The sequence below is a fragment of the Vibrio sp. 1180_3 genome (assembly GCF_029478545.1).
GTDB classification, from domain to species: Bacteria; Pseudomonadota; Gammaproteobacteria; order Enterobacterales; family Vibrionaceae; genus Vibrio; species Vibrio aestuarianus.
Window position 1 is genome coordinate 1 of sequence record NZ_SJFM01000022.1, and the last position, 23,163, is coordinate 23,163.

A 23,163-nucleotide genomic window follows, 5' to 3' on the forward strand; every position below is an offset into this window, starting at 1 on the left:
TGCTTGCGCTGCCACCATTGCTGATGGTCAGTGTCACTTCACCGCCTTCAACCAACTCGGCGTGGTTCACGTCAACCTTCACTTGAACCTGGTCATTACCCAGCTCGTCTTTGTTGATCACGCCATCGTCTGGATTGTTGTCATCCACGATGCTCACGCTTGGCGCACCTGCATCTGCGAACATGTCCACTAAATAATCACGGCTAGTACTACCGATAAATTCATTACCAACTCGATCGCTACCGGTAACTGTTGCAGTGATTTGAGTATCTTGAATTAATTCAGAACCTTGAACTTCAACTTCCCATGTTTTGTCACTTAATACACTCGTTTGGTACGAAGTGCCGTTGATGACGACAGTCACCTGATCACCAGGTTCAGCATCACCACCTACAGAGCCAGAAACGCTTACTGTATTCTCACTCTCATTTTTGTTTATTAGGTTGTCTTCAGTAACAGAATTAATAGTGATAGTGCCACGAGAAAATGTATCGACGAGATAAAATTCTGTTGAAGTTGCAGAACCGATATTACCCGCTTGATTAGCTACTTCTACCCTGGCATCTACAACATTATCCGAATCAGCCTGCAGATCTCTTCCATTCACCTCGATGCTGTATCTTCCGTCAACCACACCACCAGAGTATTCAACACCATTGATAATAAGTGTCACCGTTCCAGACGAAAACGATTCGCCAGAGACACTACCAGTCACAATAACCGTCGAGTTTACATCTTGTGCGGTAACGATCGAATCCGATGTGATTGGATCAATATCAATATTGACGTTAATAGGAGTGTTATCAAATGGAGTCGTTTCTATATTCTGTTGATTAAGAAAATATTGCTCTAGTAAGCCTAAACTTTGTGTCTCAGATAAGCCTAATGAAGTCAGTGCTGATGTGTCGAAATTTGTTACAGCGATTATTTCAGCAGCATCACGTGTGATACTGACCGAATCAGTAGGGCTAGATCCATTTGACTCACCAGCTGCGGTTGCAAATTCTTCTCCAAGCTGAGTTGGATCTATCCCTTGCTCTAATGCTGCAAGGATTGCATTTACATCGTCGGTAATATCAGTACCACTACCATCTGGAGCAATTTGACTAATTTGAACATTGGGATTGAGTGCTCCATCATTTTCCCCAAGACTATTCGGGTTCATGATGATCTCACCAGGTAAGGCTTTTTCGCCAGGGTTTAGGATTCGGACATTACCGTTAACATCAACCGCAATGCGTTGGCCAACAGCCAAATTTGAACCCAACAGAAAAGTACTACGTCCCATAGAAAGCCTCATTCAATCCTAGTCATTACAAAAAACCAACAATTTCATACGTCAATCTATTGGCAGTGCAATTTAACATTCATAACTTATATAAATTAGCACTTAACACTTAGAAAACAAAGTATGCAGGCTCATACAACATCATTAAAATTGACGGTATAGCGACTCAAGTCACATATTGATATATTGAACTAACATCACATTAAATGATGTTTTTTTGGCATTGCTAGACTAATCTAAATTTTGTTAGTGATTCCTCTCACCTTAATTGAACAAATTTATGTTATATGCTTATGTATTAGTGGCGGATTATTGTTTATTAATGTTATTTTATTTGCGTTTTCGATAAATCGTCTCATTAATGAGACAGCTAATGCCGTAGTATTAGATAACAAAATGTAAGCACCTTGAGGAGCTAGAAAGTGAATTGGACGAAAGTTAAGGTATTAGGCTGTGCTACAGCACTAAGTTTTCCTATTTCTGCGTATAGCCAGACTCTTGAACAGGCAGTATCAATAACGCTTGCAACCAATCCAAATATTAAGAGTTCATTCAACGAGTACGTAAGCAAACGTTACAGCTCTGATGCTTCGTCTGGGGCTTACTTACCTAAGATTGATTTAGATGCTGGCATAGGCTATGAGGCTGTAGATTTAGCATCAGGTATTGATAATGAATTAACTCGCAAAGAGGCGACGATAACATTAACTCAGTTGATCTGGGATGGCTCATCTACATTAAATGATATCGATCGAACAGCTGCAGATGCTGAATCAGTGCGCTTTCAACTACTCGCCGACGCGCAAGACATCGCATTAGAGGTTACCAAGATCTACCTCGACTCAACGAAAGCTTTTGAGATTCTAACGCTTTCCGAAACCAACCTAGCAGTGCATAAAAAAATATATCGTGACATTCAAAAACGCGTTGAGTCAGGAATAGGTTCTACAGCTGACTTATCTCAGGTTGAGGCTCGTTTAGCAAAAGCACACGCAAATTTATTAGCCGCGCAGAATAACTTGTTTGATGTACATACTCAGTTCAAACGTATTGTTGGTCAGACACCTCAAGGGTTAATTTTCCCTCGCGCTGACCAATCAGCTTTGCCTTTTACTATAGATTCAGCGATTGCCAAAGCGTATGAGAATCATCCGGTAATTAAAGTCGCGCAGGCCGATGTCGATTCAGCCAAGTTTCAATATAAGCAAACTCAAGGCACAAACTACCCTACGCTCTCTTTTGAAGCAGCTCAGACATGGCGTGATGACGCGGGTGGTATCGAAGGTAGCAGTGATGAATTTTCTGCCATGCTTCGGATGAGATATAACTTGTACAACGGTGGCTCAGATTCAGATCGTACCCAAAGTGCAGCCTATCAAATGAATAAAGCAAAAGATTTAAGAGACAGGACCTATCGCACGGTTGAAGAAGGATTACGTTTGTCTTGGAGCGCACTGGATTTAACTTTACAGCAAAAAGAATTTTTGGCTGATCATGTTGATTCTGCATCCGACACTGTTATCGCATATGAAAAACAATACCGCTTGGGTAAACGTACATTGCTTGATGTATTGAATACCGAGAACGAGCTTTTTGAAGCTCGCAAAGGCTACTTAGATGCGAAATACGATGAACAATATGCAAAATACCGTGTCATGAATGCAACTGGTACGCTATTAACAGCATTAAGAGTTGACACTCCGAAAGAATGGCACGAAGCGGTGGAGTATTAAAATGTTAAAATATTTATTGCCGATCATGGCCAGTTCAACACTCATTATTTCTGCAACTTCATACGCTGACGATGAGTATGAGTATATCACCACGCCTTTAGCGACACAGATTGATGATTTACAAGACGACGACAGAGATGGGGTGATTAATGCTCGAGATTTATGCCCTGATACTCCTTTAAGATCAGATATTGATAACGATGGCTGTGGTACCTACATTAAAACCGAAGAGCAGCTTCAATTAAGGATCTTGTTTGCTAATGACTCTGCGGATATTAATCCCGTATTTCGAGGACAAATTCGTTCAATGTCAGAGTTTTTAAAACAGTATCCATCGACGTCTATTGAGCTGCAAGGCTATGCAAGCAAAGTAGGAAGCGCTGAGTACAATTTAGCACTGTCGAAAAAGCGAGCTTACAATGTAGAAAATACCTTAATTAGCTATGGTATTAGCCAAAGTAGGATTCGTATCGTTGGCTTTGGTGATACTAACGTTGCCGAAAGTGGTGATGATGAAGTTAGTCATGCTATGAACAGAAAAGTGATTGCAACTGTTGTTGGTCATAAAGGTTCAATTAAGGAAGAATGGTCTATTTTCACTAAACGCGAGCAGTAGTCAACAAACGGTATTGATATAAAGGGCATATTTGCCCTTTTTACTTTCCAAAATTGTAATGTGTTTGACGGCACAAAATGCTATCCTTGCCACGTCGTAACCTTATGAGATAAAGATAATGAGCAAATTAACTGCTGACCTTCAAGCAAACTTAGAACTGTTTGTAGCACAAACAAAAGAAACCCAATTAGTTTGGGGTCTAAAAAACGAAGATGGTTGGCTTGCATGCGACTCTACGGAATTCGAAAACAGTGAAGTGATGCCTTTTTGGTCTGCGAAAGAAGATGCTGAAACTCACAATGTAGAAGAGTGGTCTGATTTTGAAGTGTTAGAAATTCCTTTAGATATTTTTGTTGAAGATTGGCTCATTACGCTGGATGAAGATGGTGTGTTGATCGGTACAAACTGGAATGCAAGCCTAGAAGGTAAAGAGGTTGAGCCTGCTGATCTGGCTAAAATGTACCTTTAACCGTTAGCTGTTATCTTAGATAAATGCTCCGCCTAAGGCGGAGCATTTTCGTTTTATCCTATCAAAACTACTTGAAGTTGCAGGTAGGCGGCAAGTGAGTTCATCCCCATGAGCATAGATACACTATGTGATTGGGGTGAGCGAACGTAGCCAACACCGCTGCAACTTCAAGTCGGAAGGGTATAAGCACTTTCGGTTCACTGCTTGCGTCTGAGTTCATTCATTATTTCAGACTTATTGCTAAGGTAATTATTTAAACCAACCTTGCGTAATTCACATGATGGGCAATCGCCGCATCCATCACCAATAATGCCGTTGTAACAGGTCAACGTTTCATTTCTCACTAGCTCTAGTGCATCGTACTGATCAGCCAGCGCCCACGTTTCTGCTTTATTCAACCACATCAGTGGTGTACTGATCTTAAATTGACGATCCATACCTTGTACTAAAGCACTATTCATTGCTTCAACAAAGTCATTGCGACAGTCCGGATAGCCTGAAAAATCAGTTTCACAAACCCCAGTAATCACAGTATCTGCACCAATTTGGTAGGCGTAAATACCCGCTAAAGTTAGAAATAAAATATTGCGGCCAGGTACGAAGGAGTTTGGTAGACCATTGTCTTGCAACTCATGCGATACAGGAATATCGTCTCTGGTCAAAGAGCTGATCGCTAATTCATTCAATAGGCCAACATCCATGACTTTATGTGCCGCCACACCTAATTTTGTTGCTAACGCTTTAGCAATCTCAATTTCTAATTTATGACGCTGCCCGTAATCGAAAGTAATTGCATGCACTTCATCAAACTCATTTAAGGCTTGAACCAAACAAGTGGTCGAGTCTTGTCCACCACTAAATACAACAACGGCTTTTTTCATGATTTATCCTCTATGCAATACTGAGATACTTATGAGTTTGGATTGATAAACGCCAATTTCTCGCAATACATGTATCAATACATAATTGCGTTGCTCTCTCTTTTTGACTGATCGGTTGCAGGGCGATAATGGTCGATGTAGGTACATTTGCTCTTGAGAGTAACTCATCTAATTGATCTATATCTTTTGATGTCGCCACTGGGTGTTTAATTTCATTCGCTCGAAGTAGCGCCGAATCTAAAACGGGTAATTTACCTTTCATGGCCACTTTTGGTGACACCGTAACCCATGTTTTCTCTGTTGTTTGTATCGGTGATGTTCCACTTGTTTCAATTTGACACTGGCAGCCTATTACTTCAAACGCTTGCGTTAGCGGTTGTAAATCATAGATACAGGGCTCTCCACCAGTAATGACAATATGCTTAGCTTGATAGCCCTGTTTTTTATAAAGCGAAATAATCTGTTTAGCACTGGCTGAACACCAAGTTGGGCTGTCTTGAGTCTTAGCTAAAATGTCATCTGTGGAGCGCTCATCTTGCGGCGTAGCATCCCAAGTTTGTTTCGTGTCGCACCAAGCACACCCTACAGGGCATTGTTGCAGACGAATAAAAACAGAAGGCACACCAGTATAAACACCTTCACCTTGGATGGTTTCGAACATTTCGTTAATTTTGTACAACGTAAACTCAGCCTAACTTGGTATCAAAAATATAGGTCGCTGACCTTAATGGAAGCCTAGCTTCAGGTCAAATTAATCCCCCGCTATTAACTAAAAAATTGCTTAAATCAGTGGCACTGGAATCCTAACTTGAATAAGCTGCACACTTCTTCTTTTTTAAATTTAGGTAAGACATGTACAAACTCATCGCATTAGACATGGATGGCACACTGCTCAATAGCAAAAAGCAAATTACAGAAAGAACCAAGCAAGCTATCGCCAAAGCTCGGGAGCAAGGTATCACCGTGGTACTTGCATCTGGTCGCCCAATAGACGGTATGCGCGATAAATTGGAAGAACTTAATCTGAACTCTAACGATGATTTTGTACTCTATTACAACGGCTCTATGGTGCAAAACATTGGTACTGGTGAAATCATCCACCACCAGATCATCGACGGAAAATCAGCAAAACAAGTAGCAAAACTGGCAAGCCAATTTGGTGTAAATACACACGCCTTCAGCCAAATACACGGTCTAATTACACCACATATCAGTGAATACACTGAACTGGAAGCAAGAATCAATGGGTTGTCTATCACTGAAATGGACTTTGATGCACTGGAAGATGACCACCCAATTATCAAAGCTATGATCGTCGCCGAACCAAGCCTACTGAGCGATACGGTGGCTAAATTGCCTAAAGAACTGTACCAACAATTTACCATTGTTCAGAGTGCGCCATTCTTTTTAGAGTTTCTCAACACTCAGAGTAATAAAGGTGTTGGCGTTAAAGCGATTGCTGATCACTTAGCAATAACGGCCGATCAAGTAATATGCATGGGTGATGCAGAGAATGATCACCACATGTTGGAGTTTGCCGGGCTCGGCATAGCAATGGCCAATGCGATGGAGCAAACCAAGAAAATTGCAGATCATATTACGCTAAGTAATGATGAAGATGGTGTTGCTATTGCTATTGAGAAATTTGCGCTCAATTAACGCTGAAGCATGAGTAGGATAAACGTCTCAACGTCAATTGAGGCGTTCTATTTATACGCTTTTTTTCTCCATGAGAGAGCAAAAATAACCATCAATACTGGAAAGCGTAGCGTTTCAGCGACTAACGATAGCAAGCCGCTATAGGCAATAAATGTTGCTGCATACGAAATGAGGTAGTTGCCCCCGAGTAACACGATAACGGCTAACCACATTTGCGTCTCCGTCATACGGAACTCTATTTTTTTCATAACCAGCACCAACATTGAAGCAGTGGTCAATATTGCAAGCCACAAAGTGAAAATAGGAAACGGCCATATCACGGTCAAAATCGCGGCTAAAATCGCGGCTAAAATCGTTAAGCCCCACCAAACACCCCGTGAACTCAACAGAGTATTGATATCAACATCAGGCTTCAACTCTAAACGAATGATATGCCACGCTATCAAAAAGCCGAGTAATCCACCCATTGCCATATCCGTTAAGAATGCTTCACCAATATAAAATTGACTCAACATAAACAGTGACATTATCGCCAAGCATAAGGCAACCCATCGATTCCAATACAACCTTCCACAAGATCTAAGTAAGATAATCCCGACACCAACCCATAACGCCATCGGTAAACTAGGAAATCCATTGCCATAGCCTTGGTGTTGCTCCAAAAAGGGAATATAAGCATGCGGTCTTGGCAAGGTAAAACCTTGCTCTGCAACCAAAGAAAGTATCGATGTCACGGAGACAACAAAAAACATTTTGAAAACGGAATGTTTTCCAAAATAGCCTGCAATCAATGGAAATAAAACAATCAAAAATAAAGGGCTTGCCAATTTTGTCAGCCAATTAGCCATTAGGTTGACACCATTCAACAGTGGTTCTGGCAATAAGGTAACCGCTTGTTGCAGTGACACTATCCAATGTAATTGAATTTGGTGGATCTTAGGCGCTGCCGCCATAAGCTCAGAGACATAATTAACTGGCTGATCCTCAGCTTGAGTAGCCATGTCTATGATAAATTGCCACTGTTCTGGGTAGCGGTACTGGGATGCATTTATTTCATTCGGGTCAACCAACATTGCGCTGGCGACTTCAACTCCGTAATGAGGCGCAAACCAGATCGGTAGTTCATGCCCATCAAATACATTCTTGGACTTAAACGCAATAACGTCTGAATCGCTGCGACAGCTATAAATAACCGCACTATCGGTATAGCCTAATACTGCTCCAACCGTCACCACTAAACCGGTTTCTTCCCATGTTTCTCTCTGAGCGGCTAGCTCTGGTGTTTCTCCTGGGGTGATGGTGCCACCAGGTAACGAAATCTGTTTTGTGATGATCTCATTGACCAATACAATCTTGTCATCGGCTTTAACCAAACATAGGGCACCACGAATATTCTTACCCTGTTCTAGCGCAAGACCACTCGTTGAAAACAGCAGTGAAAGTAATATCCCGCTGATCAATAAAAACTGCTTAAACACATTAAAACCTATCAATATCAGCCACCGACCTATTTGTTATCGATTGACTTACGTAACCAATGAATATGATGAGAAAAACCTGACTGCTGATAAAAAGACTGCGCACCCTGATTAAAATCCCACACTTCAACAAAAACTTCGCTTACACCATAGTCTTCAAAAGTTTGTTCTATTTTGTTTAGCAACATCTGCGCGATCTTTTGTTGGCGCTCTTTTGGCTCAACATAAAGCTCATCAATACTTCCCATTTGCACAGGTTGGCTAACTGTCGAGATCAGCTCACAAAAATGCCCCGTAATAAAACCGACAATCGCCCCTTGCTTTTTTGCGACATACACTAAGCATTCTGGATCATCGAGATAGCGAGCAATGCTTTTCTCTTGTTCTATCTCTTCTGCGGTTTTGAAATATTGCGGGCAAGCGAGATGATGTTCATGGTGAAGGTCATACATTAGTTGGTTCAATGATGCCAAATCGGTATCACCGGCTGGGGCAATCGTTATTTGCGACATATTTTGCACCATGAATGAAGAAAGCTGGGGCACGATTTTATAAGATAGCTCTGAAAAAATACATCTCGACGTAGTCACTTTTCATGCAAACACTTTCTAAAGCTGTCTCATTGTTAAGATATAGAGAACAAAGTACCCTAATAATAATTTAAGTAAATCACTATTTGCTACTCACATTGAAAAACGCCTCACAGCATGTGAGGCGTTAATACCATGGTCAATAAACCTAGTGATGCAGCGCTTTTTCAAGCTCACTAAGGCTAGCTGGATCATCAATTGTTGAAGGTACGGCGTATTCATCGCCATCGGCAATTTGACGAATCACCCGTCTTAGAATTTTACCTGAACGCGTTTTGGGTAAACGTTCGACCACCAAGGCATGCTTAAAGCAAGCGACTGCTCCAATCTCACTACGCACTTTACCAATTAACTCTTTTTCTAATTCCAGCTCATCGAGCTTGATACCATCTTTAAGTACCACCAAACCCAATGGCAACTGCCCTTTCAGTTCATCGTACACACCAACGACTGCACATTCAGCAACAGCAGGATGCGCACCGACAATTTCTTCCATTTCACCCGTCGATAATCGATGCCCAGCGACATTGATCACATCGTCAATTCGCCCCATGATAAACAGATAACCGTCTTCATCGAGATAACCACCATCACCGGAAACATAATAACCTTCAAATTGCGCTAGGTAGCCGGATTCAAAACGATCATGGTTGCGCCACACTGTCGGCAAACAGCTTGGTGGTAGCGGCCGTTTAAGTGCAACAAACCCTTGTTGATTTGCGGGTAATATTTCACCAAATTCATTGAGAATTTCAACCTGATAACCGGGAAGCGGCTTAGTTGCAGAGCCGGCCTTAACTGGCATAAGTTCTAAACCAGTAGGGTTACCCGCTATCGCCCAGCCAGTTTCGGTTTGCCACCAATGGTCAATAACTGGTTTGTTGGTGTGCAGTTCTACCCACTCTAAGGTCGGTGGATCAAGCCTTTCTCCGGCCATAAAAATAGTTTTTAACTTGGACAAATCATAACGCTTCAAACCATCGCCATTAGGATCTTCTTTCTTAATGGCCCGAAAAGCGGTCGGGGCAGAGAATAGCGCTTCGACTTGATACTCTTCACACACTCGCCAAAACGCGGCAGGGTCTGGTGTCCGCACCGGTTTCCCTTCATACAAGATAGTGGTACAGCCATGAATAAGCGGCGCATAGACAATATAGGAATGCCCAACAACCCACCCCACATCCGAAGCTGCCCAGAATACTCCGTTTTGCGGCATGTTATAGATAGTCGACATCGAATACTTCATCGCTACCGCATGACCACCGTTGTCACGCACCACGCCTTTCGGCTTGCCTGTCGTACCAGAAGTATAAAGAATATAAAGCGGATCAGTTGCTAACACCGGAACACAACCGTGAGGAAGTGCAGCTTTAACCGCGCTATTCCATTCAATATCTCGCTCATGGTTTAGTTCAGCCACATGCTCGGAGCGTTGCAATACCAACACTTTTTCTGGCTTCCAGTCACTGTCTAAAATCGCGCGATCCACCAGCGGTTTATAAGGCAGAATCTTATCGACTTCGATACCGCACGATGCCGTCATGATCACTTTCGGCTCGGCATCTTCAATTCGCACTGCCAGTTCATTGGGGGCAAAACCACCAAAGACCACAGAATGGATCGCGCCGAGTCTTGCACATGCGAGCATTGCCATCGCAGCTTCAGGGATCATCGGCATGTAGATGATTACCCTATCGCCTTTAGTCACGCCTTGTTCAGCCAGCATGCCAGCGACTTTTGCCACTTGGTTACGTAATTCGGTATATGTATATTGGCGTTTTCTGCCCGTTACAGGAGAATCATAAATCAAGGCGGTTCGTTCACCTCGCCCTTGTTCACAGTGATAATCCAACGCCAGCCAACAGGTATTAAGCACACCATCAGCAAACCAGCGTTCAATACCGTTGCTGTCTTTTTGTAATATGGTTTTCGGAAATTCAAACCAATCAATCTGTTTAGCTTGCGTTTGCCAAAATGATTCTGGTTCGGATTGAGCCCATTGATATTCCTTTAAATATGCAGACATAACATTTTCCTTCACGTCATTTTTCTATTTTAAAGATGGACTCTCACCCAACCTTCCATTAATACTCGCGCACTACGACTCATTACCGCCTTTTCTACCGTCCAATTATTATTGCTTCTGGTAGCACTCGCCCCCACTTTCAATGAGCCCGATGGATGACCAAAAGTGACCGACTCTTTTTCGCCGCCACCGGCCATCATATTCACCAAAGTTCCGGGCACACAAGCGGCTGAAGCGATGGCGACCGCCGCCGTACCCATCATGGCATGGTGCAGTTTGCCCATCGATAAGGCCCTGACCAGAATATCCACTTCGCTTGCAGAAACCGCTTTACCGCTCGATGACAGATAGTTTTGCGCTTTTGCCACAAACGCGACCTTTGGCGTATGTTGACGTTGCTGTGCCTGTTCGAGATGTTCAATCAATCCCATTTTTAATGCGCCATAAGCACGAATCGATTCAAACATCACCAATGCTTTTTCATCACTGTTGATTTGATCTTGCAGCTCAATACCTTGATAACCAATCGCATTCGCTTCAACAAAAATGGTTGGAATGCCTGCATTAATCATGGTGGCTTTTAAGGTGCCTAAACCGGGTACTTCCAGATCATCAACCAAATTTCCGGTTGGGAACATGGAGTTATTATTATCGGTAGCTGTATCTGCAGGATTAAGAAAATCAACCTGAATTTCGGCAGCAGGGAACGTCACGCCGTCTAATTCAAAATCGCCCATTTCTTGTACTTCACCATTACAAATCGGCACATGCACTAAAATGGTTTTGCCAATGTTCGCTTGCCACACGCGCACCGTTACCACACCATTATTGGGAATGCGCTCTTTGTCGATAAAGCCACTATGAAGGGCAAACGGACCTACTGCAGCGGAAAGATTGCCGCAATTTCCACTCCAATCGACAAACGGTTTATCGATAGAAACTTGTCCGAACAGGTAATCAACATCGTGATCGTCTCGCTCACTTTTACTGACAATGACGGTTTTACTGGTGCTCGATGTAGCCCCCCCCATGCCATCAATCTGCTTAGCATAAGGATCAGGGCTACCAATCACACGTAGCAACAGCTGGTCTCTGATTTCTCCAGCTTGTTGCGCAGCTTGTGGTAAATCTTCTAATCGAAAGAAAACGCCTTTGCTCGTACCACCACGCATATAAGTAGCTGGGATTTTTAATGATTTACTCACTTATCTTTCTCCCTACTGAGCCAGAAAATCTTGCGCGAAACGTTGTAATACACCGCCTGCGTTATAGACATTCACTTCATCAGCCGTGTCTAAACGACACGTCACCGCAACGTCTAGTTTCTCACCGTTTCTTTCGCCTTGAGTACGAGTGATAACCAAAGCTAAATCGACACCCGGTTTGATCTCACCTACGACATCATAAAGTTCAGTACCATCGAGTTCTAATGTGTGACGATCAGTCCCTGCTTTAAATTGCAGTGGTAGCACGCCCATACCGACTAAATTGGTGCGATGAATGCGTTCAAAACCTTCAGCCACAATCGCTTCAACGCCAGCTAAACGCACTCCTTTAGCCGCCCAGTCACGAGATGAACCCTGACCGTAATCGGCTCCTGCGATAATAATGAGCGGTTGTTTACGATTCATGTAGGTTTCAATGGCTTCCCACATACGTGTTACCTGCCCTTCAGGCTCAATGCGCGCCAGTGATCCTTGCTGAACCTTACCCCGCTGTTGCACCATTTCATTGAATAACTTGGGGTTAGCAAAAGTGGCACGCTGCGCGGTGAGGTGATCGCCTCGGTGGGTTGCATACGAATTAAAATCAGCTTCTGGAACCCCCATTTGGGTCAGGTACTCACCTGCGGCACTAGAAGCTAAAATAGCGTTCGATGGTGATAGGTGGTCGGTAGTGATATTGTCACCCAAAATCGCCAGAGGACGCATACCAGACAAACTTCTCTCACCAGCTAGTGCACCTTGCCAATAAGGAGGACGACGGATGTAGGTACTCATTGGCCGCCAATCATAAAGCGGATTGTTGTTTGCTGCTTCACTCTCTGGCTTAAACATCTGAATATAGATTTGATTGAACTGTGCCGGTTTTACGTGATGATTAACAACAGCATCAATGTCTTCATCGCTCGGCCACAAGTCATTGAGATAGATCGGGTTACCTTGCGCATCAGTGCCCAATGCATCTTTTTCAATATCAAAACGAATCGTTCCCGCCAACGCGTAAGCCACCACCAACGGTGGTGAAGCTAAGAATGCTTGTTTGGCATAAGGGTGAATACGACCGTCAAAGTTGCGGTTGCCCGATAACACTGCAGTAGTGTAAAGGTCGCGTTCGATGATTTCATTTTGGATGAGCGGATCCAGCGCACCACTCATACCATTACAGGTGGTACATGCATAGCCGACAATCCCAAAACCAAGCTGCTCTAACTCTGGTAGTAATCCCGCATCTTCTAGGTATAACTTGGCCACTTTTGAACCTGGAGCGAATGACGTTTTCACCCAAGGTTTACGCACCAAACCAAGCTGATTCGCTTTTTTGGCCAACAGCGCTGCTGCAACCACATTGCGTGGGTTACTGGTATTGGTACACGACGTAATGGCGGCGATGATCACCGCACCCTCTGGCAATTCACCCTCTTTTTCTTGCCATTCACCAGCGATACCGCGCTGAGCGAGTTCGGAGGTGGGTAAGCGACGATGTGGATTAGAAGGTCCTGCAAGATTGCGTTGTACTTGTGATAAATCAAATTCCAACACACGCTCATATTCCGCGTGTTGCAAATCATCCGCCCACAACCCCGTTTGCTTTGCATATTGTTCCACTAACGCCACTTGCTCGGCATCTCGTCCCGTTAGCTTTAGGTAATTGATAGTCTGTTCATCAATGTAAAACATCCCTGCGGTTGCGCCGTATTCAGGTGTCATATTAGAGATGGTAGCGCGATCACCGATGGTCAAATTACGCGCCCCTTCACCAAAAAATTCCAGATAACACGAAACCACTCGCTGGTTACGCAGAAATTCGGTTATCGCGAGTACAATATCGGTAGCGGTGATACCGGGCTGACGGTTCCCGGTTAATTTCACCCCAACAATATCGGGTAAACGCATCATTGATGGGCGACCGAGCATCACTGTTTCGGCCTCCAAACCGCCAACACCAATCGCTATCACACCTAATGCATCGACATGCGGTGTGTGGCTGTCGGTGCCAACACACGTATCTGGAAAGGCAACACCATCTTTGACTTGAACCACAGGCGACATTTTTTCTAGATTAATTTGGTGCATGATGCCGTTACCCGCAGGGATAACGCTGACATTTTCAAACGCGGTTTTACACCATTCGATAAAATGGAAGCGGTCTTCATTGCGACGGTCTTCAATTGCGCGATTTTTCTCAAAGGCATTAGGCTCAAAGCCTGCGTGCTCCACCGCTAATGAGTGATCAACTATTAATTGCGTCTCCACCACTGGATTAACCTTGGCTGGATCACCACCTTGTTCGGCAATCGCATCTCTTAAACCAGCTAAATCAACTAATGCGGTTTGGCCTAAAATATCGTGGCAAACGACACGTGCTGGATACCAAGGAAAATCAAGGTCACGCTTGCGCTCAATCAATTGCTTTAAAGAATCAACCAATGCATGCGGCTCGCAACGACGGACTAAGTTTTCCGCCAAAATTCGCGAGGTGTAAGGGAGTTTTTCGTACGCACCCATTTGAATTTCATCAACCGCTTGGCGCGCATCAAAATAATCCAGTGTTGTACCTGCCAATGGTTTTTTGTATTGGCTACTACTATGAAATTGGCTAACTGTTTGATTATTCATTACTTCCACCCATCACATTATTCCTCCCCCAAACCGTCCCCAAAGTGGGGAACGCTTTATATTTCACACAACTGAACGTTATTTACGTTGCTCTATCGGTAACCATTGTTGATGCTCTGGGCCATCGTAGTCGGCACTTGGACGAATGATTCGGTTATTGGCACGTTGTTCAAAAACATGCGCAGCCCAGCCTGTTAAACGACTCATCACAAAAATAGGGGTAAAGAGTTTGGTGGGAATATCCATAAAGTGATACGCCGAAGCATGGAAGAAATCGGCATTGCAGAACAAGCCTTTTTCACGCTTCATCACCGCTTCGACTCTCTCTGACACGGCGTATAGATGAGTATCGCCGACGGCTTCAGACAGAGTTTTAGACCAGCGTTTGATCAGCGCATTGCGCGGGTCACTTTCACGATAAATTGCATGACCAAACCCCATAATTTTGTCTTTATTAGCGAGCATTTGCAGGATGTTGGACTCTGCTTCTTCAGGTGTTTGCCAATTTTCAATCATTTCCATTGCAGCTTCATTGGCACCACCATGCAACGGGCCACGCAATGTACCAATAGCACCAGTCACGCAAGAGTGGATGTCTGACAAGGTAGATGCACACACTCGCGCTGCAAACGTTGAAGCATTAAATTCATGCTCAGCGTACAAAATTAGTGAGCAATGCATCACTTGCTTATGTAGCTCGCTTGGGGTTTTCCCGGTCAACATTTTCAAAAAGTAACCACCGATGCAATCTTCACTTTGATCTTCGGTATCAATGCGAACGCCATCGTGGCTAAAACGATACCAGTAACAAATAATGGCCGGAAACAGCGCCAACATGCGCTCAGTCGCACTGAGTTGCTCATCAAAGCTGTGTTCAGTTTCAAGATTACCAAGTACAGAACAGCCTGTGCGCATGACATCCATTGGGTGCGCATCCGCAGGGATAAGCTCTAGTGCAGCCTTCAGTGACTGTGGCAAACCACGTAGACCAATTAAACGAGTTTTGTATTGATCCAGTTCGGCTTGGGTAGGTAAATGTCCAACCAATAATAAATGCGCGACTTCTTCAAATTGTGCGTTATTGGCGAGGTCAGTAATATCGTAACCTCGATAAGTTAAGCCGGTTCCGGTTTTTCCTACGGTACACAAAGCAGTAACGCCTGCGCTTTGTCCGCGCAGACCTGCGCCGCCGAGTGGTGCATTTGACATGTTGAACTCCTTTTCTTGCTCTCACGCCCTATCTCGTGTGGATGTGCTTTTATCTTCATCATGTCTTGTCTTTCTAAAAATCTGAAGTTGTAGAAAAACACCATAATTAGGTAGCGGGTCGTTCAAGCGATTTCACGTTATTGAATATGCTCATTTAGAGCTTGTTATTTCTATTTATCTTGTTAGTGGCCGATAGTTAATTCAGTCCATGCTTATTCTGTTGATTTTTATTTGATGCATTGCGCTTTTCATTCAGCGCACTTCACTTATTCTTTCTCAGAGAACAGCTGATCGAGTTTGTCTTCATAATCGTGGTAATTGAGATAATCATAAAGTTCGTTGCGGGTTTGCATCGTATCGAGTAAAGCTTCTTGGTTGCCATGTTCGAGTAAATGGCGATACACCATTTCAGCCGCTTTATTCATTGCTCGGAACGCACTGAGTGGATAAAGCACCATGTCAACTTTCGATTTTGCTAAATCCTGACAGCCATAAAGTGGCGTCTGGCCAAACTCGGTAATATTGGCCAAAATTGGCACGTGTTTACCACTAGCCGCAGCAAGTGCAGTCGAGAATCGGTCATACTGTTCTAGAGTAGTCATCGCTTCAGGGAAAATCATATCTGCGCCAGCATCCACACAAGCAATCGCACGCTCTATTGCGCTATCAATTCCTTCCACCGCTAACGCATCCGTTCGTGCCATGATGACAAATTCAGGATTGATGCGCGCATCAGCGGCCGCTTTCACGCGATCCACCATTTCTTGCTGACTGACAATGGCTTTGTTTGGTCGGTGACCACAGCGCTTCTGCGCTACTTGATCTTCCATATGGATCGCGGCTGCACCGGCTTTTTCCATCGCTTTGATGGTGCGGGCAATGTTAAATGCACCACCGAATCCGGTATCTATATCGACCAGCAAAGGCAAATCACACGCATTAGTAATGCGCTCCACATCCACCAGCACATCGTTAAGCGTTGTAATGCCAAGATCCGGCAATCCATAAGACGCATTGGCAATACCGCCACCGGAAAGATAAATCGCTTGGTGACCTAAACGTTTCGCCATCATGGCGCAATAAGGGTTGACGGTGCCGACAATTTGCAGCGGGTCATTACTTTGCACGGCGAGTCTAAATTTCGCCCCCGGACTTAAGCTCATGAGATTCTCCTAATCAGTGCGCTTTAGATTTCGATTCTTTTCGTCTTGAAGTGGTTCTACACTGACACTCAGCCTGTACCACCACTATTTATTTAATAACTTCAAGCCATTGGCTATCTACTGTTCGTTCGCAATCTGCTGCTCAATCAATTTCCGGCTACCGGAGATATGGCGTCGCATTAACATTTCAGCCAATTCTTCATCGCGGTTTTTTATCGCTTGCAGAATGTATTTATGCTCATCTAACGCCTCTTTAGGGCGTGAATGTGAACGCGGTGATTGATAGCGATACATACGTAATAAGTGATAAAGCTCATCGCACAATAAGGTTATGAGTTTCTGATTGCGGCTCGCTTTGATGATGCAGTAATGAAAGTCGAAATCACCATGCTGGTGAAAGTAAGATGCCCCTTCCACTTGGTCGATATGGTGAGAATGTGTCGACAATAACCCTTCAAGTCTAATTAACTCGTCGGTGTTGATATTGCGAGCCGCAAGCCTGGCAGCCATTCCTTCAAGAGCCTCGCGCACAGCGTATAATTCAACTAATTTGTCGGGTGATAGTTGAATAACTCGTGCGCCAATATGTGGGATACGCTCGATCAAGCCTAACCCTTCCACTCGCATAATAGCTTCACGCAGTGGACCTCGGCTGACTTGAAAGTGTTTGGCAAGTTCCGGTTCTGAAATCTTACTGCCGGGTGCGATTTGCCCTTCAACAATCGCTTCAATCAAATACTCAGTAAGATTCTCAGATTTGGTGCTTTCTTTTTCGGGTTTAGTCATCAGATCTTTTTGACGCTCAAGAGCACTGATTTTTAGCGCTTTATTTTGGACTATTGTATTCATCGTTTCGCCTTACACAGTTCTTCACTAGCCGGTTTACATCACTAAAAAAAAATGTGTTAACAATTAATCAAACTAAACACAAAATAGACCACTAAAGTGTCGACAATCAAGATAATTGTCGACACTTTAGACTAATGTATAATAAACCGACTCAATATCTAACCAGAATATAAAGGTTAGATAGAAAGGTGACTCTGTGAGCTTGGAAAGGGAAAAACAATCATTGAACCGATAGAATAACAAGTGCAAACAATCACCTATGACATGGTAGTCACTATGAGTCTTTGGAAGACAAGCACAACTGCACAATATTTTGCCTCACTACTCACTATTCCTTTGCTATCGGGATGCATTGCTTATTCGTTAGATGAATACCACTCAATGACCTATTCCACTTTAAGTGAGGCTTACTACTCAGAAAACGAACTTACTGTTGCGGATAACCCAAATGTGGTTCGAAGCGCGGTTGAGCAAAATCACTTAGTATGGACAACCGACCTCAAATCTGTCGAAGATGAATTACCTACGCTATTTCCAGAATTAAATTTGCACGAACAAAATAGCCATCCCTTCGATGTACAGATCTTCCATGTTGCATTGAATCACCTGATTGGACGTTTTGGTTGTGAATTGTACAGCAGCGTGCAAAACGAAGATTCTGTTCAAACCTGTGACAATCAAGGGACCATCGCTGCAAACAATTTAGGATATTTACCTTTTAACAAAGGGAAATATTTAGGCGAGCGACTACAAGTGCATCAACAATCCAACCAGCAGAGATTCGCAATTGATCTTTACTTAAAGAGTGCTTTTGAGCGTTCGCTAGACTCTGTGTGGGGAGCCGTCCATACCTTAGGTCATTTTAACCATTCACAGCTGTCACCTGATAGCTTGGTGTTAACCGTCTACCTAAACGGTTATACACAAAATAGCGAGAATGCATTGTGGCAACCACTTCACGCAGAGCCATTGATCTTTTTTGTACTGCTACCGAATATCGATTCAATTTTAAGCCAAGAGAATGAAATGGCAGCTTCTGATTTTTCTTACAATAACAGCAAGTTATTGCTCGTAAAAAGTCAATAAGCCCCTTCATATAAAGTTCACATCAAGCCTGCGAAACCGAGCGTGAACTTTATGAACAAAACTTCCTTTATGCTCAATATTGTTTTTATCTACGCATTAGAGACAAAACAGCAACAAGTTATTAACTTAATATTATCCGCAACAAGCTACATTTAGCGGAATAATGATAATAACAATAAGCATCATGACGTTATCGTCAGCCAGCTTACGCTGACGACAATGATGCGCCGACATAAGGAACGTGAATATGTTTAAGCATTTTAAACCAACCCTCGCCGCATCCATTTTGGCTGCAACCTTTTCTTTCAGTAGCTTGGCGGCTGACATAGAAAAACTGCACATTTTAATTCCTGGTGGTGCCGGTGGTGGTTGGGACATGACGGCTCGTGGTACTGGTGATGTGCTGATGAAAGCCAATATTGTCAGTAATGTTTCGTACCAAAACCTCTCTGGCGGTGGTGGCGGCAAAGCCATTGCACACTTAATTGAAACAGCAGATCGTCAACAAGATACGTTGATGGTCAATTCGACCCCTATTGTGGTGCGTTCTTTATCTGGCGTATTTCCTCAATCATTTCGAGATTTAACCCCCATCGCTGCCACCGTTTCTGATTACGGTGCTATCGTTGCAGCCGGCGATTCAAAATATAATACTTGGGAAGATGCCGTTGCTGACTTCAAAGACAATCCACGAAAAGTAAAAGTAGCTGGTGGTTCCGCGCGCGGTAGTATGGACCACTTGGTCGTTGCTGCAGCATTTAAAGGACAAAATCTCAACCCGAAAGAAGTACGCTATATTGCGTATGATGCGGGCGGCAAAGCCATGGCTGCTCTGCTTTCTGGTGAAACTCAGTTGCTTTCTACTGGCCTAGGTGAAGTACTAGAAATGTCGAAATCTGGTCAAGTGAAAATTCTTGCTATTACCGCACCAAAGCGTCTTGAGGTTGCACCAAACATTCCGACACTGACTGAATATGGCAACCCAACCGTATTTGCTAACTGGCGTGGTTTCTTTGCCGCTCCGGGAACTAGCCAAGAAAAAATCAATGAATGGAATGCCGCTTTGTCGAAAATGTACACCACTGATGAATGGAAAGTTGTCCGTGATCGCAATGGTTGGATAGACAACTACAAGGCAGACAAAGAGTTCTACTCATTCTTGGAAGATCAAGAAAAACAAATGGGTGATCTAATGCGCGAGCTAGGTTTCCTAAAATAGTAACGTTTCGGGGGCGCACGTTGTCCCCGCCTCTAAATCACCTTTTGCCGTACTCCACTATGTTTATACTCCTTTGTTTATTCGGTCAGGTTATTGGTCGCTAATCACGCCCTTTAATTTACCGCTTAGTTAATACATTTATTAACTCGCTGGTGTGCGGTTTTTTCTATCCATTATTTTGCAACGGAGTTGGATATGTCGGATCTGCCAACCAATTATTTCAGTAAGGAGTACCTACTGTGCCGCGATCGTGTTGGTGCATTAGTCTTTCTTGCTCTGAGCCTATGTTACGGCTATCAAACCACCAATATTCCCATGTTTCCCGGTGATGAATACGAACCGTTTAATGCGCAAACACTACCGAACTTACTCACCTACGCCGGTGTGTTTTTATCACTGATGTTATTGGTGATGGGCAAACCGGATAAAGACAGTGGAGCGGTACTCGACTTTAACTGGAAGTTATTAATTGGCTTTTTAGTGTTGATGGCACTTTACGGGCTGGGACTGACATACATTGGTTTTGTACTCGCCACCAGCTTCTTTCTCCTCGCCGGCTTTTTTATCTTGGGTGAAAGACGTAAATCCATTCTTCTTGGTGCGTCTTTCCCGTTTGTGATCGCCTTTTACCTTCTCTTGACTCAAGGCTTGGATATTTACCTTGAGCCAGGGCTTATTTTCACTCTTTGGTAGGAACAAATTATGTTAGATGGAATTTTACAAGGGCTTTCTACCGCCATGATGCCAATGAATATCTTCATGGTTATCATTGGTTGTTTTGTTGGTACTTTTATCGGTATGCTACCGGGACTGGGGCCGATTTCGGCTATCGCGCTGATGATCCCCATTACCTATGGTCTTGAACCATCCTCAGGCCTAATTTTAATGGCTGGTGTATACTATGGCGCTATTTTTGGTGGTTCCACCTCATCAATTTTAATCAATGCTCCGGGATGCTCATCCACTGTTGTTACCGCATTCGATGGCTACCCAATGGCGCAAAAAGGCCAAGCAGGTAAAGCGTTAGCCCTTGCAGCTTATGCTTCATTCACTGGCGGCACACTTTCAGCCATTATGTTATTGGTCGCAGCCCCTGCACTGGCGAAAGTCTCACTAAGTTTCCAATCATCTGATTATTTTGCACTGATGCTATTAGGTTTATCGGCCGTTGCAGCTTTTGCAGGCAAAGGACAAGTAATTAAAGCTTGGATGATGACCATTCTTGGCTTAATGCTTTCAACGGTGGGTATCGATAAAGGGGTTGGCGTTGAGCGTTTTACTTTCGGTTTAACTGATTTAATGGATGGCTTTAGCTTCTTATTACTCGCGATGGCTACCTTTGCGTTAGGCGAAACATTGATGGGCATTTTAAAACCAGATGGCGATACACGTTCAGATGAACAAAATAAACTCAGTAATTTAGGTAGCATGAAAATCACCAAAGAAGAGTTTAAGGAAGCGGCTCCGGTTTCTATTCGTTCTTCTATCCTTGGTTTCTTTACGGGTGTCTTACCTGGTGCTGGTGCAACCATCGCCGCATTTTTGAGCTACGGCATGGAGCGTAACTTAGCGCCAAAAGATAAAAAAGAACAATTTGGCAAAGGTTCAATTCGAGGATTAGTCGCACCTGAGTCTGCCAATAACGCAGCATCCAGTGGCTCATTTGTACCGCTTTTAACTCTGGGCATTCCAGGCTCAGGAACGACGGCAATTATGCTAGGTGCACTTTTGTCATACGGCATTCAACCCGGCCCTCGCTTGTTTGTGGATCACCCCGATGTTTTTTGGTCTGTCATCATTTCAATGTACTTGGGTAATATCGTACTGATTATTTTAAATTTGCCGCTTATTCCCTACATATCAAGATTACTTGCCGTACCAAGAACAGTATTACTACCGATGATTTTGTTTTTCTCAATTACTGGTGTGTACTTGGTGTCCTTCAATACTATGGATGTCTTCATCATGCTGTTGGTCGCCATGGGAGCAATTGCATTGAGGCTGGCTAATTTCCCACTCGCACCTTTGTTACTCGGCTTTATTTTGGGAGGCTTAATGGAAGAAAACTTACGCCGCGCCTTGATGATCAGCGATGGTGAGTTAAGTTTCTTGTGGGAACGTCCGATTACCCTTGCTTTTACAGTTCTTGCGGTATTGATTCTCAGTAGCCCATTTGTAGTGGCATTAGCAAATAAACTACGAGCACAGCCGACTAAAGCGGCGGAATAGTCACCCATCGAATGATAACTCATCCAACCATAAAAAGGCCTAGCGAAATTGCTAGGCCTTTGCGTTATGATTGCCGCAATATTGAAAATTGACAAATATTGTCAGACTAGAGCTCTAAGGTTTTCATGACAGAAAAATATTCCTTGCTCATCGTCGAAGATGACCAAAAATTGAGAGAAATGTTAACGGAATACTTTGAAGATAAAGAGTTTCATGTGACGAGTTTAGCTGAAGGAAGCAATGCGAGTGATGTCATCAACACTCTACAACCCGACTTACTTCTGCTCGACCTTATGCTACCCGGTGACGATGGCCTGACAATTTGTAGACAGATCCGCTCAATGTATAAAGGTAAGATATTGATGTTGACGGCAAGCGATGACGATTTTGACCATGTCGCTGCACTAGAAATTGGAGCGGATGACTTTGTCACCAAACCGATTAAGCCTCGTGTGCTACTAGCACGTATGCGTATGTTACTAAGACGCCAAGAGGTACAAACCAGTCAGCCGATTAAGGGAACACTTGAATATGGTAAATTAACCTTGAATCAATCTCGCCATATCTGTGAACTAAATGGTGAAGCTATTGCAATGACTGACAGTGAGTTCGATTTACTTTGGCTACTTGCTTCAGAACCGGATCAAGTGCTGTCTCGTGATATTCTTACCAAAGCGTTACGTGGAATTGAATATGATGGTATTGATCGAACCGTTGACAATAAAATTGTCCTTTTACGTAAAAAATTGGGGGACGACTCTTCCCCTCCCAAACGTATTATTACTGTCAGAGGAAAAGGTTATCTTTTCGTCCCTGATACGTGGTAAAC

Annotated in this window: 20 protein-coding genes; 9 read left to right on the forward strand and 11 right to left on the reverse strand. The window is 43.6% G+C overall.

Annotated elements, in window-relative coordinates; genetic code table 11:
- Window positions 1–1,288, reverse strand: a 1,288-nt coding sequence (locus EYW48_RS13675) for an Ig-like domain-containing protein (RefSeq protein WP_277432561.1), incomplete at its 3' end; no start/stop codon positions are given.
- 422 nt (window positions 1,289–1,710) lie between these two features.
- On the opposite strand from EYW48_RS13675, the gene EYW48_RS13680 reads away from it, so the two are divergent.
- From EYW48_RS13680 to EYW48_RS13690, 3 genes are all read left to right on the forward strand, one after another.
- Window positions 1,711–3,021, forward strand: coding sequence for a TolC family outer membrane protein (locus EYW48_RS13680; RefSeq protein ID WP_053309852.1), 1,311 nt, complete (start codon window positions 1,711–1,713; stop codon window positions 3,019–3,021).
- A gap of 1 nt (window position 3,022) precedes the next feature.
- Window positions 3,023–3,637 (forward strand): OmpA family protein, encoded by a 615-nt coding sequence (locus EYW48_RS13685; RefSeq protein ID WP_171981076.1) that lies wholly within the window; start codon window positions 3,023–3,025, stop codon window positions 3,635–3,637.
- A gap of 118 nt (window positions 3,638–3,755) precedes the next feature.
- Complete coding sequence (locus EYW48_RS13690) at window positions 3,756–4,106, forward strand: DUF2750 domain-containing protein (protein WP_053309854.1); 351 nt, start codon at window positions 3,756–3,758, stop codon at window positions 4,104–4,106.
- A gap of 197 nt (window positions 4,107–4,303) precedes the next feature.
- On the opposite strand, the gene queC is transcribed toward EYW48_RS13690, so the two are convergent.
- Window positions 4,304–4,987 (reverse strand): 7-cyano-7-deazaguanine synthase QueC, encoded by a 684-nt coding sequence (gene queC, locus EYW48_RS13695; RefSeq protein ID WP_168522270.1) that lies wholly within the window; start codon window positions 4,985–4,987, stop codon window positions 4,304–4,306.
- Between the two features lie 10 nt (window positions 4,988–4,997).
- Window positions 4,998–5,648, reverse strand: a complete 651-nt coding sequence (gene queE, locus EYW48_RS13700; RefSeq protein WP_053309856.1) for a 7-carboxy-7-deazaguanine synthase QueE — start codon at window positions 5,646–5,648, stop codon at window positions 4,998–5,000.
- A 191-nt stretch (window positions 5,649–5,839) separates the two neighbouring features.
- Here queE and EYW48_RS13705 point away from each other — a divergent pair, with 191 nt between their 5' ends.
- Window positions 5,840–6,646 (forward strand): Cof-type HAD-IIB family hydrolase, encoded by an 807-nt coding sequence (locus EYW48_RS13705; protein ID WP_171981074.1) that lies wholly within the window; start codon window positions 5,840–5,842, stop codon window positions 6,644–6,646.
- A 47-nt stretch (window positions 6,647–6,693) separates the two neighbouring features.
- Here EYW48_RS13705 and EYW48_RS13710 read toward each other — a convergent pair whose 3' ends face one another.
- The 8 genes from EYW48_RS13710 to EYW48_RS13745 form a co-directional block, all read right to left on the reverse strand.
- Window positions 6,694–8,124 (reverse strand): NUDIX domain-containing protein, encoded by a 1,431-nt coding sequence (locus EYW48_RS13710; protein WP_277432562.1) that lies wholly within the window; start codon window positions 8,122–8,124, stop codon window positions 6,694–6,696.
- A 29-nt stretch (window positions 8,125–8,153) separates the two neighbouring features.
- Complete coding sequence (locus tag EYW48_RS13715; protein ID WP_053309859.1) at window positions 8,154–8,636, reverse strand: GNAT family N-acetyltransferase; 483 nt, start codon at window positions 8,634–8,636, stop codon at window positions 8,154–8,156.
- Window positions 8,637–8,862: 226 nt separating this feature from the next.
- Complete coding sequence (locus EYW48_RS13720) at window positions 8,863–10,740, reverse strand: propionyl-CoA synthetase (protein WP_176246334.1); 1,878 nt, start codon at window positions 10,738–10,740, stop codon at window positions 8,863–8,865.
- A gap of 29 nt (window positions 10,741–10,769) precedes the next feature.
- Window positions 10,770–11,945 carry a 2-methylaconitate cis-trans isomerase PrpF gene (gene prpF, locus EYW48_RS13725; RefSeq protein WP_277432563.1) on the reverse strand — a complete coding sequence of 392 codons (1,176 nt, stop codon included), beginning with the start codon at window positions 11,943–11,945 and terminating at the stop codon, window positions 10,770–10,772.
- A gap of 12 nt (window positions 11,946–11,957) precedes the next feature.
- Window positions 11,958–14,579 carry a Fe/S-dependent 2-methylisocitrate dehydratase AcnD gene (gene acnD / locus EYW48_RS13730; protein ID WP_277432564.1) on the reverse strand — a complete coding sequence of 874 codons (2,622 nt, stop codon included), beginning with the start codon at window positions 14,577–14,579 and terminating at the stop codon, window positions 11,958–11,960.
- Window positions 14,580–14,657: 78 nt separating this feature from the next.
- Window positions 14,658–15,788: a 2-methylcitrate synthase gene (gene prpC / locus EYW48_RS13735; RefSeq protein WP_053309862.1), complete on the reverse strand. Its 1,131-nt coding sequence runs from the start codon at window positions 15,786–15,788 to the stop codon at window positions 14,658–14,660.
- Window positions 15,789–16,054: 266 nt separating this feature from the next.
- Window positions 16,055–16,951, reverse strand: coding sequence for a methylisocitrate lyase (gene prpB / locus EYW48_RS13740; RefSeq protein ID WP_168522285.1), 897 nt, complete (start codon window positions 16,949–16,951; stop codon window positions 16,055–16,057).
- Between the two features lie 117 nt (window positions 16,952–17,068).
- A complete protein-coding gene (locus tag EYW48_RS13745; RefSeq protein ID WP_141652839.1) occupies window positions 17,069–17,737 on the reverse strand; it encodes a GntR family transcriptional regulator in 669 nt (222 codons plus the stop codon).
- Between the two features lie 339 nt (window positions 17,738–18,076).
- Here EYW48_RS13745 and EYW48_RS13750 point away from each other — a divergent pair, with 339 nt between their 5' ends.
- From EYW48_RS13750 to EYW48_RS13770, 5 genes are all read left to right on the forward strand, one after another.
- Window positions 18,077–18,886 carry a hypothetical protein gene (locus EYW48_RS13750; RefSeq protein WP_053309865.1) on the forward strand — a complete coding sequence of 270 codons (810 nt, stop codon included), beginning with the start codon at window positions 18,077–18,079 and terminating at the stop codon, window positions 18,884–18,886.
- 247 nt (window positions 18,887–19,133) lie between these two features.
- Complete coding sequence (locus tag EYW48_RS13755; protein ID WP_053309866.1) at window positions 19,134–20,105, forward strand: tripartite tricarboxylate transporter substrate binding protein; 972 nt, start codon at window positions 19,134–19,136, stop codon at window positions 20,103–20,105.
- Window positions 20,106–20,300: 195 nt separating this feature from the next.
- Window positions 20,301–20,798, forward strand: a complete 498-nt coding sequence (locus EYW48_RS13760) for a tripartite tricarboxylate transporter TctB family protein (RefSeq protein WP_053309867.1) — start codon at window positions 20,301–20,303, stop codon at window positions 20,796–20,798.
- A 9-nt stretch (window positions 20,799–20,807) separates the two neighbouring features.
- Window positions 20,808–22,334 carry a tripartite tricarboxylate transporter permease gene (locus EYW48_RS13765; RefSeq protein WP_053309868.1) on the forward strand — a complete coding sequence of 509 codons (1,527 nt, stop codon included), beginning with the start codon at window positions 20,808–20,810 and terminating at the stop codon, window positions 22,332–22,334.
- 125 nt (window positions 22,335–22,459) lie between these two features.
- A complete protein-coding gene (locus tag EYW48_RS13770; protein ID WP_176246330.1) occupies window positions 22,460–23,161 on the forward strand; it encodes a response regulator in 702 nt (233 codons plus the stop codon).
- The last annotated feature ends 2 nt before the right edge of the window (window positions 23,162–23,163 follow it).